This is a genomic window from Azospirillum brasilense (assembly GCF_003349955.1).
Taxonomy (GTDB): domain Bacteria; phylum Pseudomonadota; class Alphaproteobacteria; order Azospirillales; family Azospirillaceae; genus Azospirillum; species Azospirillum brasilense_B.
In genome coordinates this window covers 1-15115 of record NZ_QLKQ01000080.1, presented here as the reverse complement: position 1 = coordinate 15115, position 15115 = coordinate 1, and the positions used below count along the sequence as shown (strand labels likewise).

At 72.1% G+C, this 15115-nt stretch carries 9 protein-coding genes; 3 read left to right on the top strand and 6 right to left on the bottom strand.

What is annotated here, in order from left to right; translation table 11 throughout:
- Window positions 1-59 precede the first annotated feature (59 nt).
- The 3 genes from DXK32_RS26345 to DXK32_RS26335 are packed head-to-tail and all read left to right on the top strand — an operon-like array spanning window position 60 to window position 5946.
- Window positions 60-1295: a glycosyltransferase family 4 protein gene (locus DXK32_RS26345; RefSeq protein WP_247877360.1), complete on the top strand. Its 1236-nt coding sequence runs from the start codon at window positions 60-62 to the stop codon at window positions 1293-1295.
- Window positions 1292-4108 carry a glycosyltransferase gene (locus DXK32_RS26340; protein ID WP_114861220.1) on the top strand — a complete coding sequence of 939 codons (2817 nt, stop codon included), beginning with the start codon at window positions 1292-1294 and terminating at the stop codon, window positions 4106-4108. The genes DXK32_RS26345 and DXK32_RS26340 overlap by 4 nt, the downstream gene beginning before the upstream one ends.
- A gap of 35 nt (window positions 4109-4143) precedes the next feature.
- Complete coding sequence (locus DXK32_RS26335; RefSeq protein WP_114861219.1) at window positions 4144-5946, top strand: tetratricopeptide repeat protein; 1803 nt, start codon at window positions 4144-4146, stop codon at window positions 5944-5946.
- 18 nt (window positions 5947-5964) lie between these two features.
- Here DXK32_RS26335 and DXK32_RS26330 read toward each other — a convergent pair whose 3' ends face one another.
- The 6 genes from DXK32_RS26330 to DXK32_RS26305 all read right to left on the bottom strand — a co-directional run bounded on the left by DXK32_RS26330 (window position 5965) and on the right by DXK32_RS26305 (window position 14578).
- Window positions 5965-7881, bottom strand: a complete 1917-nt coding sequence (locus tag DXK32_RS26330) for a tetratricopeptide repeat protein (RefSeq protein ID WP_114861218.1) — start codon at window positions 7879-7881, stop codon at window positions 5965-5967.
- A gap of 144 nt (window positions 7882-8025) precedes the next feature.
- Window positions 8026-9102 (bottom strand): PA0069 family radical SAM protein, encoded by a 1077-nt coding sequence (locus DXK32_RS26325; protein ID WP_114861217.1) that lies wholly within the window; start codon window positions 9100-9102, stop codon window positions 8026-8028.
- A gap of 78 nt (window positions 9103-9180) precedes the next feature.
- Entirely contained in the window at window positions 9181-10875 is a 1695-nt protein-coding gene (locus DXK32_RS26320; RefSeq protein WP_247877359.1) for a tetratricopeptide repeat protein, read from the bottom strand.
- A 190-nt stretch (window positions 10876-11065) separates the two neighbouring features.
- Entirely contained in the window at window positions 11066-12061 is a 996-nt protein-coding gene (locus DXK32_RS26315) for a phosphotransferase family protein (RefSeq protein WP_114861216.1), read from the bottom strand.
- Window positions 12058-12594, bottom strand: coding sequence for a molybdenum cofactor biosynthesis protein B (gene moaB / locus DXK32_RS26310; protein WP_114861215.1), 537 nt, complete (start codon window positions 12592-12594; stop codon window positions 12058-12060). Before moaB ends, DXK32_RS26315 begins: the two co-directional genes overlap by 4 nt.
- 13 nt (window positions 12595-12607) lie before the next feature.
- Window positions 12608-14578, bottom strand: coding sequence for a lytic transglycosylase domain-containing protein (locus DXK32_RS26305; RefSeq protein WP_114861214.1), 1971 nt, complete (start codon window positions 14576-14578; stop codon window positions 12608-12610).
- Window positions 14579-15115 lie beyond the last annotated feature (537 nt).

The following is a 15115-nucleotide window of genomic DNA, read 5'->3' as shown; positions in this document are numbered from 1 at the left end:
TGCTATCCTACCATTCAAGGCCATGGGCAAGAAGGACGGGCAAAAAGGATGTGCGGCGCGTGACGGAGTCGGTAGCGGTGGATGGCGGGGCCCCGCGCGTGGAGCGGAACTTGGCGCAGAATCCGGCGCAGAATCTGGCGTTGACGTGGCAGCTTTCGGAGATTCACGGCTGGGGTCTGGTCGGTGTTCACACGGCGCTGCATCTGATCGAGCGGGGACGGCCGCCGCTCCTGCTGGAAAAGCCGCTTCTGTCCACCCTGCGGCCGGAGAACCGGGAAAAGCTGGAAAGCCTGATGGACGGCCATCGGCAGATCACCGCCATCGCCGAGCGGGCGGGCGACCGGATGCTCGGCCTCAACGACTGCACCGTCCTGCACGCGCTCGGCAACGGCTTCATCGCGGGACCGTTCTCCGCCCGGTTCCGCGGCAGCCGCAACGTCGGGGTCATCGCCTTCGAGGACACCCTGTTCGACGAGGACACGCTGGGCCGCGCGCGGAGCTACGACAAGCTCGTGGTCCATTCCGAGTACAACAGGGCGCTGCTGGCCGAACAGGGCATCGCCGACGTCGGTTGCGCCTTCCAGGGCGTGGACCCGGACGAGCTGGAGCCGGTCCCGCCGGCCGGGCGCTTCGGCGACCGCTTCGTCGTCTTCTCGGGTGGGAAGATCGAGTTCCGCAAGGGACAGGACATCGTGCTCGCCGCCTTCCGCCGGTTCCACGAGCGCCATCCCGACGCGCTGCTGGTCACCGCGTGGCACAACCCCTGGCCGCACACCTCCGCCGACATCGCCGAGTCCCCGCTGGTGCCCTCCGCCCCCGCCGTCGGCGACAACGGCAAGCTGCGCATCGTGGAATGGGCGATGGACTGCGGCCTGCCGCCGGAGGGCTTCGTCGACATGGGCTTCCTCGGGCGTGGCCAGATCGCCGCCATCCTGGCGGACTGCCACGCCGCCCTCTTCCCCAACCGCTGCGAAGGGGCGACCAACCTCGTCGCCATGGAGGCGATGGCCTGCGGCGTGCCGGTCATCCTGTCGGCCAACACCGGCCATCTCGACCTGATCCGTGATGGCAACTGCCTGCCGCTGAGCCGCCAGGACCCGGTGGCCGATCCGGCTGGCCGGCGTCGCGGCTGGGGCGAATCCTCGGTCGAGGAGGCCGTCGCCCATCTCGAATCCCTCTACGCCGACCGCGCCGCCGCCCGCGCCCGCGCCGACAGGGCGCGGGCCTTCCTGCGCGGCGAGCGGACGTGGCGCGCCTTCGCCGAGACCTTCGTGACGGCGGTGGCCGAAGGATGACACGGGACGCGGAGGGCTCCGACGGGGGGGCGCCACACCGGAGGGCGCTCGCGGTCGATCCGGGCGATGCGGTGGCGTGGCAGCACGCGGCGCATGCCGCCCGCAAGGCGGGAGACGGTCTTGGGGCGGTCACGCTGTTCGTCCGGGCCGCCCGCCTGCACGGCGACCACGAGGCGCTCGGCCGCCAGATCGGCGAGCTTCTGGGCCTCGCCTCCAGCCAGGCCCTGGCGCGCTTGCAGGCGGGGGCGGCCGACGAGGCGGCGGCGTTGCTGGAACCGCTGGCGCGCATCGTGCCGCCGCAGGGTGATCTCGCCCGCGCCCTGGGCATCGTCCGGCTGGTCCAGGGCCGCGACGCGGAGGCCCAACGGCTGCACGCGGCCGCGGACACCGGCGATTGCGGGTTGGGGGTCGCCCTACGGGGAATCGCGCGCCACAAGGCCGACACCGACTTTGTCGGCACCGTGGTGATCCCCGCGCACCGCATGGAGGACACCATCGAGCGGGCGCTCGACAGCGTCGCGGCGGCGGCCCGCGCCTATCGTGAGGCATTGCGGGACCCGCGGGCGCAGGTCCATGTCTGCGTGGTGGACGACGCCTCCCCCGACGGGACGGCGTCGCGGGTCCTGCGCTGGGCGCGGGAACATCCGGAGCAGAGCGTTGCGCTGATCGCGAACAACCGCAACCAGGGGGCGGGCCGGTCGCGCAACATCGGCGCCGCCGCGGGGCTTGGCCGCTACCTGTGGTTCCTCGACGCCGACGATTATTTCTTCGAGCGGCATTTCGTGCTGACGGCGACGGTTCTGGACCACACCCCCGACGCCGCTTTCGTCCGCACCGGGATGCATTTCGACAGCATCGACCATGAAATCACCCCCGCGTGGCGCGAGGCGTCGGAGCTGAGCTACCCCTGCAACCTGTGTGTACGGCGCGCCTGCCACGACCTGATCGGCGGCTTCCCGGAGGAGGCGCCGTTCCACCCGGCCGTGGCCGACGACGTGGCCTATGGCCGGGCGCTCCACAGCCTGTTCGGCGGAGTCCGGATCGCGGAGAAGACGGTCCATTACACGATGCGGGCGGACAACGCCCTGGCGCGGCAGCGCGAGACGATGACCAGCGGCGCCAAACCGACGGAGCAGGTCTCGTTCGAACCCCGCTTCGTCGCGATCGAGATCCTGACCCAGCGCCGCCTCCACGCGCTGAAAGCCAGGAAGGACGCGCTGCTGCGCGCCGGCGGCTGGACCGGGCCGCCGTTCCTCGCGGCCAAGGGGCAACCCGAGGCTCCGCCCCCCGCCCCGACGGCGGCCCCCCCGGAAAGGCGGAACGCCCCGCAGGCCGTCGACCTCGTCGCCCTGGGACGGGACGCGATCAAGGCCGAACAGCCCGCCCGCGCCCTCGCCGCGCTGACCCGCGCCGCCGCCGAGGACCCCGGCCGCACCGAAGCCTGGTTCGAATTGGGGTTTCTGGCGCACCGGCTTCAGCGCAACCGGCTCGCCCTGACGGCCTTCCGGGCGGTGGCGTGCCTTCACCCCGGCGCGGCCGGCGCGTGGTGCAATCTCGGGTCGATGCTGGTCGACTCCGACGCCGATGCCCAGGCCATCCCCCGGCTGCGCCGCGCCCTGGTGCTCCAGCCGGACCACACCAACGCCCGGTGTCTGCTGGGCCGCGCGAACCGCCGGCTCGGGCAGGGCGGGCACGGGCGGCGGGATCTGGGCCGGGCGCTGCGGCTGGACCCTCTGCGCTCCGACCTCAACGCGGACTGCGCGGACGCCGCCCTGGCCGCCGGCGATGCGGCGGCGGCGGCGGCGCATGCCCGCCGGGCGCTGCGGCTCAGCCCGGAGCTGTACGCCGGCCATGCGGCGCTGGCCGGGGCCCTGGACGCGCTCGGCCGCCCCGACGCGGCTCTGGTGGCCTGGGAGCGGGCGATCCGCTGCAACCCCGGGTTCGGCGAGGCCTTCACCCGCCGCGCCCTGTCGTTGCTGACGCGCCGGTGGGGGCCGCCGCCGGTTCCCGCCCTGGCTGGTCCGCCGGGCCGCCGCCTCGCCTCGACCGCCCTCGGACACAAAGGACGGTTCGGCAACCAGCTTCTCCAGTACGGCGCCCTGCGTCTCTACGCCGCCCGGCACGGTCTCACGCTGGAGGTTCCTCCCTGGCCCGGCCGACACCTGTACGACCACGACGACCCTCTGCCCGGTCCGGCGCTGCCGCGCGTGGCGGAGGCGGAGGGGGAGGCCGTCGTGACCGCTTCCCTCCGCGGGGAACCCACCACCGTGTTGGCGGACCGCGACGTGTCCGGCTATTTTTGCGGCGACACCACACCCCTCGCGCCGTTCAAGGAGGAGTTCCGCGCGCTGTTCACGCCGGGCCGCCACCTCCAGCCCCACGCGGATGCGCTGCTCGGCCGTCTGCGCGCCGCCGGACGGACGGTCGTGGCGCTGCACCTCCGGCGCGGGGATTTCGGCTGGGGGCGGTTCTGGATCGCCCCGACGTCCTGGTATCGGCATTGGCTGGAGACCGTCTGGCCGACGCTCGACCGGCCGCTCCTGTACATCGCGACGGACGATCCCGTCCAGCTGCGGGAGTTCGCCGCTTACCACCCCGTCACCGCCCGCGACCTGGCCGAACCGATCGCCGGCGCGGAGTTCTTCACCGATTTCCATGTCCTCTGCCACGCCGACCGGGTCGCCATTTCCAACAGCTCCTTCTCCTTCGTGGCCACCATGCTGAACCGCAACGCCAGTGATTTCCTTCGGCCGGACCCGGCGCGCCGGGCCCTGCTCCCCTACGACCCCTGGGCATCCCCGGTCCTGATCTGATCGACGATTCGAAAGCACGGACAGAGCACGCGCGCATGGCCCTCCCCGGCAAAATCACCCTGGATCGACCCGACCCCGCGGCGCTCGTCGCGGCGGGCCTCGCCCATCACGGGGCGGGCCGGCTGGCCGAGGCGGAGAGCGCGTACCGCCGCGTTCTCGCCGACCACCCCCGCCATCCGGACGCCCTGCACCTCCTGGGCGCGCTGGCGCTCCAGGCCGGCCGGCCGGCGGAGGCCGTGGACTGGATGACCCAGGCCATCCGCTCCGCCCCGGACAACGCGGCCTGCTTCTCCAACCTCGCCGGCGCGCTGCGGCGGCTCGGCCGGCGCGACGAGGCGGTGGCCTGCTGCCGGCGCGCCCTGGCGCTGGACGCCGGCTCCGCCGACGCGCTCAACAACGTCGCGAACGTGCTGTCGGATCAGGGCCGGCACGGCGAGGCCGCGACCGCGCTGCGCCGGCTGATCCGCCTCAAGCCGCGGCTGACCGACCAGCGGCTGCTGCTGGCGCAGGCGCTCATCCTGGACGGCCGCGCCGAGGAGGCGATCGAGGAGTTGATGGTGCTCCTCGGCATGACGCCGTCGTCGGCGGCCGCCTACGCCAATCTGGGCATGGCCCACCGCCGTCTCGGCCGGACCGGGGAGGCGGTCTGCTACTACCGCTGCGCGCTCGGTTTCGCGCCGGGCGATCCCGGCATCCTCAACAATCTGGGCGTCACGCTTCAGGATCTCGGTCGGCTCGACGAGGCGGTGGCCTGCTTCCGGCAATCCATCGCGCTGCAGCCGGGCGCCGCGCACACCCACCTCAACCTCGGGCTGGCGGCCCGCGACCTGATGCGGGTCGACGAAATGATCGCCTTGTCGCGGGCCGCCGTCCGGCTCGACCCGGCCCTGGCGGAGGCGCACACCGCGCTGAGCTTCGGGCTGCTGATCAAGGGCGAGCTGGAGGAGGGGTTCGCCGAGTATGAATGGCGCTCGCGCATGGCCGACTTCCCGTCGCCCCGGCGCCGCTTCGCCTCGCCCGCCTGGGACGGCTCCGACCTCACCGGCCGGACCCTGCTGGTCCATGACGAGCAGGGGGTGGGCGACACCATCATGTTCGCCCGTTTCGCCGCGCGGCTTCAGGCGCGGGGCGTGCGCGTCGTCATCGAGTGCAACAGCCAGCTCGCCCGCCTGCTCTCGGCCATGCCGGGCATCGAGGGCGTGGTCAGCCGCTTCGACCCGCCGCCGCCGCACGACGCGCACGACGCCCTGGCCAGCCTGCCGCACCGGCTCGGCACCATGCTCTACACGATCCCCGCCGACACCCCCTATCTGCGCGCCGAGCCGGAACTGGTGACGGCCTGGGCGACGCGCCTGGGGCCGCGGGAAAGGCTGCGGGTGGGGCTGGTGTGGGCGGGAAATCCCGGCTTCAAGGCGGATCACATCCGTTCGCCCCGCCTGAAGGCGTTCCTTCCGCTGCTGGACGTTCCGGGCGTCACGGTCTTCGGCCTGCAGAAGGGGGCGGGGCGGCAGGACCTGGAGACCTGCGGGCCGCTGCCATCGTCCTTTACCGACCTCGGTGCGGAGATTTCGGACTTCGCCGACACCGCGGCGATCATGGAGAATTTGGACCTCGTCATCAGCTCCTGCACGGCGCCGGCCCATCTGGCCGGGGCGCTCGGCCGTCCGGTCTGGACGGTGCTGCCCTTCGCCCCCGACTGGCGCTGGCTGGACCAGGGGATGTGCACGCCGTGGTACCCGACCATGCGCCTGTTCCGCCAGGACCGGCGCGGCGACTGGGCGCCCGTCGTCGGCCGCGTCCGCGCCGCACTCCAGGCCCTCGCGCGGTCCCGCCCGTAACCCCCGCGTTGCCGTGCCTCAGGGAGTCCAGGGCTCGAAGGGCCGGATGCGGCGGGCGGCGACGTCCGGCTCGACGAACAGGCGGGCGCGGCTGTTGAGGCGGGCGGCCAGGACGCTGAAGCCGCTGGCGGCGCTGATGCCGACCACGTCGGCGTGCATCAGCACGTGGAAGTCCTGAAGGAAGTCCAGCCCCGCCCACTCCTCCACGACGTCGGCCCGGGTCAGGGGATGGAACTCCGCGAAGGCGTGGCGGACCGCCGGGACGTCGTCGCTGGCCAGATAGAGCACCGGCCGGTCGAGACGCGGCCACCAGTCGCGCAGCCAGTCGACGTACCAGGCGGTCTCGGTGATCGGGTAGTTGGACGTCACGAAGTCGCCGCGCCGGATGTGGAGCGCGACCACCGTGTTCCCCGCCGCGCGCAACCGCTCGACCGCCGGGGCGAGGTGCGGGTCCCAGACCCGGCGCGGCCTCAGCCAGGACTGGACCCGCTGCCGGTATTCCCGCTTGTGCTCGAACAGGAACAAGGGCGAGAGGATGTCGCGGTCGGCGATCGGCGCCCGCTCCGTGGCGCCGGTCATCAGATCGTTGAGGGTGCGGCGGGCGAACAGCAGCGGCGGCAGCGGGCCGCTCGGCGGCGGGTCGTTCAGCTCGAAGAAGGCGCCGCCCACCCAGTCGGGAGTTTCCAGCAGGAAGCCGTGCTTCTCGGCGTAGAGCCGGACCAGGATGTATTCCAAAACGGTGTGGGCGAAGCGGCCCCGGGTGGCCAGGGACGAGGAAGTCACGCGCGGCGGCCGGTGCCCGCCGTCCGCCCCCACGGCGGCGGGGCGGAGCAGTTGGAGCCCTTGGTCGGCCAGGGTCGCGCGCAGGGCGGCGAGCGACTTCACGGTGAAGAACCAGCCGTTGTCCCCGCGCACCGCCGCCAGCCGGTCGCGGGCGGCCCGCGGGGCGCCGTCCCGCAGGTCGAGCGCGGCCAGCGCGGTCAGGCATTCCCCGCGATAGATCACGCCGCCGAGCGGCGTCGAGGCCAGCCGGGTGAAGAACGCCCGCCCCTCGGCCAGCCCGCCGCGCCGCAGGAAGGCGTTGGTCAGCAGCTCGATGCCGAGGGGGACGTCGGCGCCGGGGACCGGCAGGCTTCCGATCAGCTCGGCCTCGGCCTCGGCCGAGCGGCCCAGATCGTTCAGCGCCGCCGCCACCCGCACATGGGCGAGCCCGAGCCCGAGCCGCGCCGACCGCCGGTAGGCGTCCAGCGCCCGTTGCGGATCGCCATGGGCGTACAGGGCGTTGCCGACATTGTACCAGTAATCCGGGCTGGCCGGGCTGAGCGCCAGCGCGCGCCGCAGGCTCTCCCGTGCCGCGTCGTCGTCGCCGCGTTCGAGCAGGGTGTTGCCCAGATTCATGTGGGCGGGCGCCAGATCGGCCTTGACCGCGATGGCTCGGCGCAGGCTGTCCGCCGCCTCGTCGATTTGGCCGGCGCGGCGGAGCACCACCCCCAGATCGTGATGGACCTCGGCCAAACCGGGATCGAGGCGGGCGGCATGGCGCAGCGCTTGAACGGCTTGCGGCGTCCCGGCATCGCCCTGGGCCTGGAAGGCATCGCCGAGATTGCGCCAGGCCGGCGTATGGCCCGGATCGAACAGGGTCAGCCGCCGCCAGTCGGCGGTGGCCTCCGCGGGGCGGCCGGCCTTGTCCAGGATGATGGCCCGGTTGGCGCGCGCCTCGATCCAGCCGGGGTTGAGCCGAAGCGCCCGCCCGACCAGGATCAGTCCCGCGGCCGGCCGGCCGGACTGCCACTCGGCCATGCCGAGCAGATACACGGCGTTGGGATTCGCCGGGTCGGTCTCCAGAATCCGGCGATAGAGAACGGCCGCCTGGGGAACGCGGCCGGCGCGATGCTCGGCGAACGCGGCGGCCAGGACTTCACCGATCGTGGCCATCACCTCCCGTCTCCCTCGACCTTGAAACCGCAACCCGGATGTCCGATGCCCGTCCGGGCCTGTTCGGGCGGCGGAGGGTAGCCCAGCGACGGCCGGCCGATCAACGCTGAGCGGGCCGGATCGTGTCCGCGCGAGACGGAGCGGTCAAAACATCGTCAACTGGTCGCCCCGCGCCGGAGGGGGCTTGAAGTCGGCGCAGTTGAGGGCGGCGTCGCGGGCGTTGAGGCCGAGGCGCCGGCAAGCCAGCTTGAACCGCTTCGCCAGCAGCTCCGCCACCGGGCCGGAGCCTTTCATGCGGCTGCCGAACTGGGATTGGTACAGTTCCCCCTCGCGGCACTGGCGGATCAGGCTGAGCACGCGGTCGGCGCGGTTGGGCGCGTGCTCGCGCAGCCATTCCTCGAACAGACCGGCGATCTCCAGCGGCAGGCGCAGGAGGATGTAATTGGCCTGCGTCGCCCCGGCCTCCGCCGCCGCGGTCAGGATGGCTTCCAGCTCATGGTCGGTGAGACCGGGGATCATCGGGCTGGCCAGCACGGCCACCGGCACGCCGGCCGCCGTCAGGTCGCGCATGGCGGCGAGGCGCCGGGCGGGCGTGCTGGCCCGCGGCTCCATCCGGCGGGCGAGGTCGCGGTCGAGCGTGGTGACCGACAGCGCGACGTTGACCAACCCCTTGGCCGCCATCGGCGCCAGGATGTCGAGGTCGCGCAGGACCAGCGCCGACTTGGTGATGATCATCACCGGCTGGTTGAAGTCGCGGCAGACCTCCAGCACGGCGCGGGTGATGCGCTGCTCCCGCTCGACGGGCTGGTAGGGATCGGTGTTGGCGCCGAGCGCCAGCGGCTGGCAGCGGTAGGATTTGGCCCTCAGCTCCGCCGCGAGAAGCTCCGCCGCCCGGGCCTTGCGGAAGATCTTCGTCTCGAAATCCAGCCCCGGCGACAGGCCGAGATAGGCGTGGGTCGGGCGGGCGAAGCAGTAGATGCAGGCGTGCTCGCAGCCCCGGTAGGGGTTCACCGACCGTTCGAAGATCACGTCGGGCGATGTGTTCTTCGACAGGATCGAGCGGGCGGTGTCGTCGAAGACCTGGGTCGGGACGGTTTCCGTCACCGCCTCGTTCCCGCCCCAACCGTCGTCGGCCAGCACCCGCGTCTCCCGCTCGTAACGGGAGGTCAGGTTGCCGATCGCCCCCCGTCCTTTCAACGCTTGCCGCGGAATCTCGTCCATGGGGACAGGATAGCCGCGGCAAAGCGGAACGTAAAGAGAACGATGGCCCGTCGCCCGGGGTGATGGCCGGATCGGGCCTTACTGGACCTTCGGCGGCGCCGCCTCGGCGGCCTTGGGATCCACCAGCCCCTTGTCCAGCTTGGCCTGGATGTCCTGCTTCAGCGGCTCCTCCTCCGCGGTGCGGAGCGCGCGGGTCCATTGGAAGCGGGCCTCGTTGCGGCGCCCGACGCGCCAGTAGGCGTCGCCCAGATGGTCGTTGATGGTGGCGTCGGTCGGCTTCAACTCCACCGCGCGCTCCAGCTTCTCCACCGCCCCTTCGAAATCGCCGGTGCGGTAGAGCGCCCAGCCCAGGCTGTCGACGATGTAGCCGTCCTTGGGGCGCAGGGCGACGGCCTTCTCGATCATTGTCTTGGCCTCCTCCAGCTTCAGCCCGCGGTCGACGTAGCTGTAGCCCAGATAGTTCAGCAGGAAGGCCTCCTCCGGCTTCAGCGCCAGCGCCGCCCGCAGGTCGCGCTCGGCGTCCGGCCAGCGGTCGATCTTGTCGTAGGACATGGCGCGGGCGTAGAGCACCGCCCAATGCCGCTCCTCCGGCGTGCCGATGCGCTCCAGCGCCTTGCTGTAGCTGTCGGCGGCCTCGCCGTAGCGCTTGGCGACGCGGTACAGGTCGCCCAGCCGGATCAGCGCATCCGTCCGCTCGGGGCGTTCGGCGGACAGGGCGGAGAAGGCGGCGATGGCCTCGTCGGTGCGCTCCAGCCGGGCGAGGCTCTCGGCGGCGCGCAGCCGGGCGGTCCAGCCCAGCACCGGGTCCTTCTCCAGCGCCTGGAACTCGACCAGCGCGTCGGCGTGGTGGTCGCGGTTCTCCATGATGTCGCCGATCATCAGCCGCGCCAGCGACAGGTCCGGGCGCAGATGAAGGGCGATCCGCCCGAACAGCAGGGCGGTTTCCTCGGCGCCTTCATGGTGGATGGCGCTGCCTAGGTCGAACAGGGCCTCCGCCAGCCCCTGCTTGGCGTCGGACACCACCGGGGCGGCGGTCTTGCCCTCGTCCAGCGCCTTCAGCGCCGGCTCGGCCATCAGGCTGTCGGGATTGCCGGTGCGAAAGGCCTGGTAGAGCTTGCGGGCCTCGTCCTTGCGGCCGGTGCGCTCGTAGAAGCTGCCGACGATCTGGATGACGCGCAGCGGCGCCTCCTGGTCGATCACGCGGGCGAAGCGCTCCGCGGCGGCGTCCTTGCGCCCCCCCAGTTCCAGCACCAGACCGGCGTGCAGGTCGTGCAGGGCGGCGAAGCCGCTGGCGGCGGAGAGCGGCTCCAGCGCCTTCAGTGCCGCGTCGGTCTTGCCCTCCGCGGCGGCCAGCCAGGCGTCGATCAGCGGGCCGATGTATTTCGCCATGCCCTCCTTGGGCATGCGCGCGGCCATGGCCTTGGCTTCCTTCAGCTTGCCGCGGGCCAGATTGTCGGAGGCCAGCAGGGCGATGGCCATCTGCGGGTCGTTGTCCTGCTCCAGCAGCCGCTTGGCCAGGTCGATGGCGGCGTCGAACTGCCCCTCGCCCAGCTTCAGCAGGTAGGTGCGGCGCAGCAGCGTCAGGTCGCCGGGGTCGGCGGACAGGGCGTGCGCCATGAACAGGGCGGCGGCGGCCCAATCATCCTGGCGCTGGGCGAAGCGCCCGGCCAGATAGCTGCCGGTCGCCGAGGTCAGCGACGGGCGTTCCGTCACCGCCGGGGCCGCGGCGGCGGCATGGCCGGCCGGCAGCAGGCCCGCCGTGGAAAGGAACAAGGCACCGAGCGCCGTCCGACCCAACCGGGTCCGCCCAAATCGGAATGTCATCATGCCGCGTCCACCTGCACGCCTACGGAGTCCGGATCAGGAAAGCCTGAAACTCGAGTCCCCAGTCTAACACCAACCGCTGGCAAGGGTTAACCGCGCTGAACCCCGATCCATCGCATGTCCCGGCCGCCCTCCGCCTCTAACGCCATTCCGCGGCGACCCGCCCGATGACCTCCGGACGGAGAACGTCGATCGCGTGGGCGTCCATATGGGCGGCCAGCGAGTCCGGCATGTCCGGCGACAGGGCGGCGCCCTCGACCCGCCAGCGGGCCATCCAGGACAAGGTGCGCAGCCAGGTCAGCCGGCGCAAGGGCCGGCGCCATGGGCGCACCGCCTCGGCCAGCGCGGGCGGCACCGCCGCCTCCCAGGCTTCGTAGAACGCCGCGACCTCGTCGGGGGCCAGCACGGCGGCGACCTCCCGCTCCCATTTGGTGGAGGTGTAGAGGCTGGCGTGGGCGAGGTCGATGGCCGGGTGGCCGTACTGGGCCTTCTCCAGGTCGGTGAACCACGCCTTGCCGGCGTCGTCGATCAGGAAGTTGCCGGGATGGACGTCGCTGCCGACCAGCGTGATGGGAATCGGCGCCGCGCAGCGGAAGGCGCGGGCGGTCTCCAGTTCCTTTTCAAGCAGCGCCAAGGCGTCCGGCGCCAGCCCGGCGCGCTCGAACCAGACGGCCTGCCGCTCCACCTGGGCCAGGGTCGCCGCCACCGGGTCGGCGGGGGCGGGCAGTGGGGCGCGCTCGCCGTCCGGCGGCAGGGGCAGGTCGTGCAGGGCGGCGAGCGCCCGCGCGATGGCCGGCATGTCGCCCGGCAGGCGCGGCGGGCGGCCGACGATCTCCGTGACCACCAGGGCGCCCATGGGCAGCTCAGGCCCCGGCGGCAGGACGGCGGCCAGCTCCGGCGTGTGTCCGCCGGGGGCGGCGCGGCGGAAGGCGGTGGCCTGCTGCTCCAGATTGGCGAAGGGGTCGAGCCCGAGCTGGCTCCAGCGCGGGACGCGGGCGACCAGACCCTGTCCCGACAGCCTCACATGGTCGTGCGCCACGCCCCGGCGCGGCATCGGTTCCAGCGCTTCCGAGGGCAGATCGGCGAGGGCCGGCAGCCGCGTCAGCGCGCCGAACAGACCGGCGGTATCGGTCACACCTGATGCTCGCGCAGGCGCGGCATCAGTTCGACGAGGTTGCAGGGGCGGTGCCGGTTGTCGAGCTGGAAGACCAGGATGTCGTCCCAGGCGTCGCGGCAGGCGCTGGGCGAACCCGGCAGGGCGAAGATGTAGGTGCCGTTGGCGACCCCGCCGGTCGCCCGGCTCTGGATCGTCGAGGTGCCGACCTTGGCGTAGCTGAGCTGGCGGAACAGCTCCCCGAAGCCGGGGATCGCCTTGTCGAACAGGGCCTCCACCGCCTCCGGCGTGACGTCGCGGCCGGTCACGCCGGTGCCGCCGGTGGTCAGCACCACGTCGATCTCCGGATCGGCGATCCAGGCCTGGACCTGGGCGCGGATGGCGGCGACGTCGTCCTTCACGATGGCGCGGGCGCCCAGCCGGTGGCCGGCGCCGGCCAGCCGCTCCGCCAGCGCGTCGCCCGAGCGGTCGTCGGCCAGCGTGCGTGTGTCGGACACGGTCATGACGGCGATGTTGACGGGCAGGAACGGGCGGGATTCATCGATCTTCGGCATGGCGGGGCTTCGGTCAGGGGGCTTCGCCGTGTTGCGCGACCTGGGTGGACCGGGCCGCCGGGAAGACATCCACCGGCATATAGACCGGCCAGCCGCCCGCCGCAACGGCGTCCAGCGATTCGATTTCCTGCCCCAGCCGCAGCCGGTAGATCCAGAAGTTGGCGACGACCTTCTCGACGTAGTTCCGCGTCTCGGCGTAGGGCAGGCTCTCGATGAAGAGCAGCGGGTCGTTGCCGATGTCCGACAGGTCGCGGCGCCAGCGCGCCAGCGTGCCGGGGCCGGCGTTGTAGGCGGCGGCCAGCAGGAACAGGTTGTTGCCGATGTCCTGGCTGTTCAGCAGTTCCGCCATGTAGCGCTGCCCCAGCTCCATGTTGGTGGAGGGATCGAACAGGCCGGTGCGGCCGGCCTCGGCCTCGCCGATGTCGGCGTTGCGCTCCTGCACGTGCTGGGCGGTGGCGGGCATGATCTGCATCAGGCCGGTGGCCCCGGCGGAGCTGACCAGCTTCGGGTCGAAGCGCGATTCCTGCCGCATCACCGCGAAGACCAGCGCGCGGTCCACGGCGAAGCCGTCGCGCGGCTTCCAGTGCGGCACCGGGTAGAGGGCCGCCGTGTAGGGCGCGCCGTCCGGTCCGGCCACCGCGTTGCCGACCTGGAGCGCCAGCCCCGGCAATCCGGCGCGGTCGGCCAGCGCCACCAGCGCCTGCTCGGCCAGCGCGTCGCCGCGCGGGTGGATGCGGCGCAGCTCCAGCTCCGCCGCCTCGCGCTGGCCGGCCTGGATCAGGGCGATCGCGCGGGTGCCGCCGGGCAGGGCGGCCAGCGCCTTCAGATGGTCCCCCGTCAGCTCCGGCGTGCGCCAGTTGAGGTCGCCCGAGCCGCCCAGCTTGCGGTGGGCGAGAAGCCCATAGAAAGTGTGCGGGTAGCGCGCCGCGGCGGCCAGATGGGCGCGGGCCTGCTCCTCGCGGCCCCGGCGGGCGTGGGCGCGGGCGGCCCAGAAATCGGCGGCGGAGGCCAGCCAGGGCGATCGCGGTCCAGCCTCGGCCAGATTGGTGAAGTGGCGGGCGGCGCGGTCGTACTGCTTCAGCCGCCAGGCGGCGAGGCCGGCGATCCAATGCGCCTCCGTCAGCGCCGGGCCGGAACGGGCGGCGCTGGCCGAGGCCAGTGACAGCGCCTGCGTCACGTCGCCGGAATAATAGAGCGAGGCGGCGATGCGCGCCCGCGCCTGGTCGTACTGCACCGGGTCGAGGCTGCGCCCGAAGTCGTCCTGGTTGAGCAGGGCGAGCGCCGCCCCCGGCTTGCCGGCGCGCAGCAGGTCGGTCACGCGGGACGGGGTGGTGTGGGTGGTGCGGCTTGCGGTGCGGCTGCGCGGGGCGACGGTGAGCCTGGTCTTGTCCTCGCCTTTGTCCTCGGCGGCCTCGGCGCTCTTGTCCGGGTCGGACGGGTCGTCGTCGGAGACGGCCTCCGGCAGCGGTTCGGGGCGCAGTCCGCCCAGCCGCTCCAGCGATCCGGTCAGCCGCTCCCCGTCGCCGGCGCGCGGCGGCTTCAGGGCGCGCTGCTGGCCGGCGGGGGCGCGGCGCTGGGCCAGGGCGTGGATGCGCTCGGCGCCCGGCAGGTCGCCGTAGCGCTGGAGCCAGCCGGCCAACTCGTCGTAGCTGGCCTTGCGGTCGGGGTGCAGATAGCGCTGGCGCAGCACATGGCCCATCAGGCGGCGGTCGCGCAGCAGGCGGATTTCCCAGTCGGCGCCTTCCCACTCGCCCCGCTCCTGGAGCGCGAAGATGCGCCGGTAGTGGCGGGCGTCCTCTTCCGTCAACTGGACGGCGCGCGCGTCGGCGTCCGTCGCCAGAAGCAGGGTCTGCTCGGCACGATCGAATCCCGGAGGGACGACGGGTCGTCCATCCGGGGCGTGAATCACAAGGCCGGCCTGGGCCGGACGATAGCCGCCCGTCGGGTCGGGTGCCGCGCACAGCGCCAGCGCCACCCCCGCCATTCCCAGAACCTTCCGCCGCAGCGAGACGGTGTTTGCTGCGCTGCACAATATCCGGAACATGGTATTCGAATAACCGCAGTGGACGGGAATCGCAAGAAGATGATTCCCCAACAGCGGTCGATGCTATCTGTTCGCAAGGCTTTTCAGCAACTTAGTGGGGGCGGAAAAATGGCCCTAGCCCGGTGGAAAGACCCGTTTGGCGCAAGGTCATGGGACTTTCTGTGCCGTTTGGCGCAACGGCATAGCGGCGACTTGGTAAACCACTCCGATCTTTCGAAGTACTTGGGCAATGTTTGGAATGTCTATGGATCTCGAATGTTCGAATGACCGTGCAAGAATAAACGCAATAAGCGGAACATTTTATAAATCAGCGCCGTTAACCATCGCGACGGCATGCCCCCACCCCGGCCCTCCCCCTCTGCGAGGGAGAGGGTGCCTTAGGCGAAGCGACGCCCGTCCCCTCCACCTCGAAGAGGGGGAGGGTTAGCAGGCCGCGGAAAAAGGCTATGCCCGGCCTGCCGGTCGTGATTCTCTCTG

Coding starts and splice junctions, on each gene's coding strand:
- DXK32_RS26340 (WP_114861220.1), top strand. CDS start 1,292: ATGACACGGGACGCGGAGGGCTCCGACGGGGGGGCGCCACACCGGAGG.
- DXK32_RS26325 (WP_114861217.1), bottom strand. CDS start 9,102: ATGGACGAGATTCCGCGGCAAGCGTTGAAAGGACGGGGGGCGATCGGC.
- DXK32_RS26330 (WP_114861218.1), bottom strand. CDS start 7,881: ATGGCCACGATCGGTGAAGTCCTGGCCGCCGCGTTCGCCGAGCATCGC.
- DXK32_RS26305 (WP_114861214.1), bottom strand. CDS start 14,578: ATGGCGGGGGTGGCGCTGGCGCTGTGCGCGGCACCCGACCCGACGGGC.
- moaB (WP_114861215.1), bottom strand. CDS start 12,594: ATGCCGAAGATCGATGAATCCCGCCCGTTCCTGCCCGTCAACATCGCC.
- DXK32_RS26335 (WP_114861219.1), top strand. CDS start 4,144: ATGGCCCTCCCCGGCAAAATCACCCTGGATCGACCCGACCCCGCGGCG.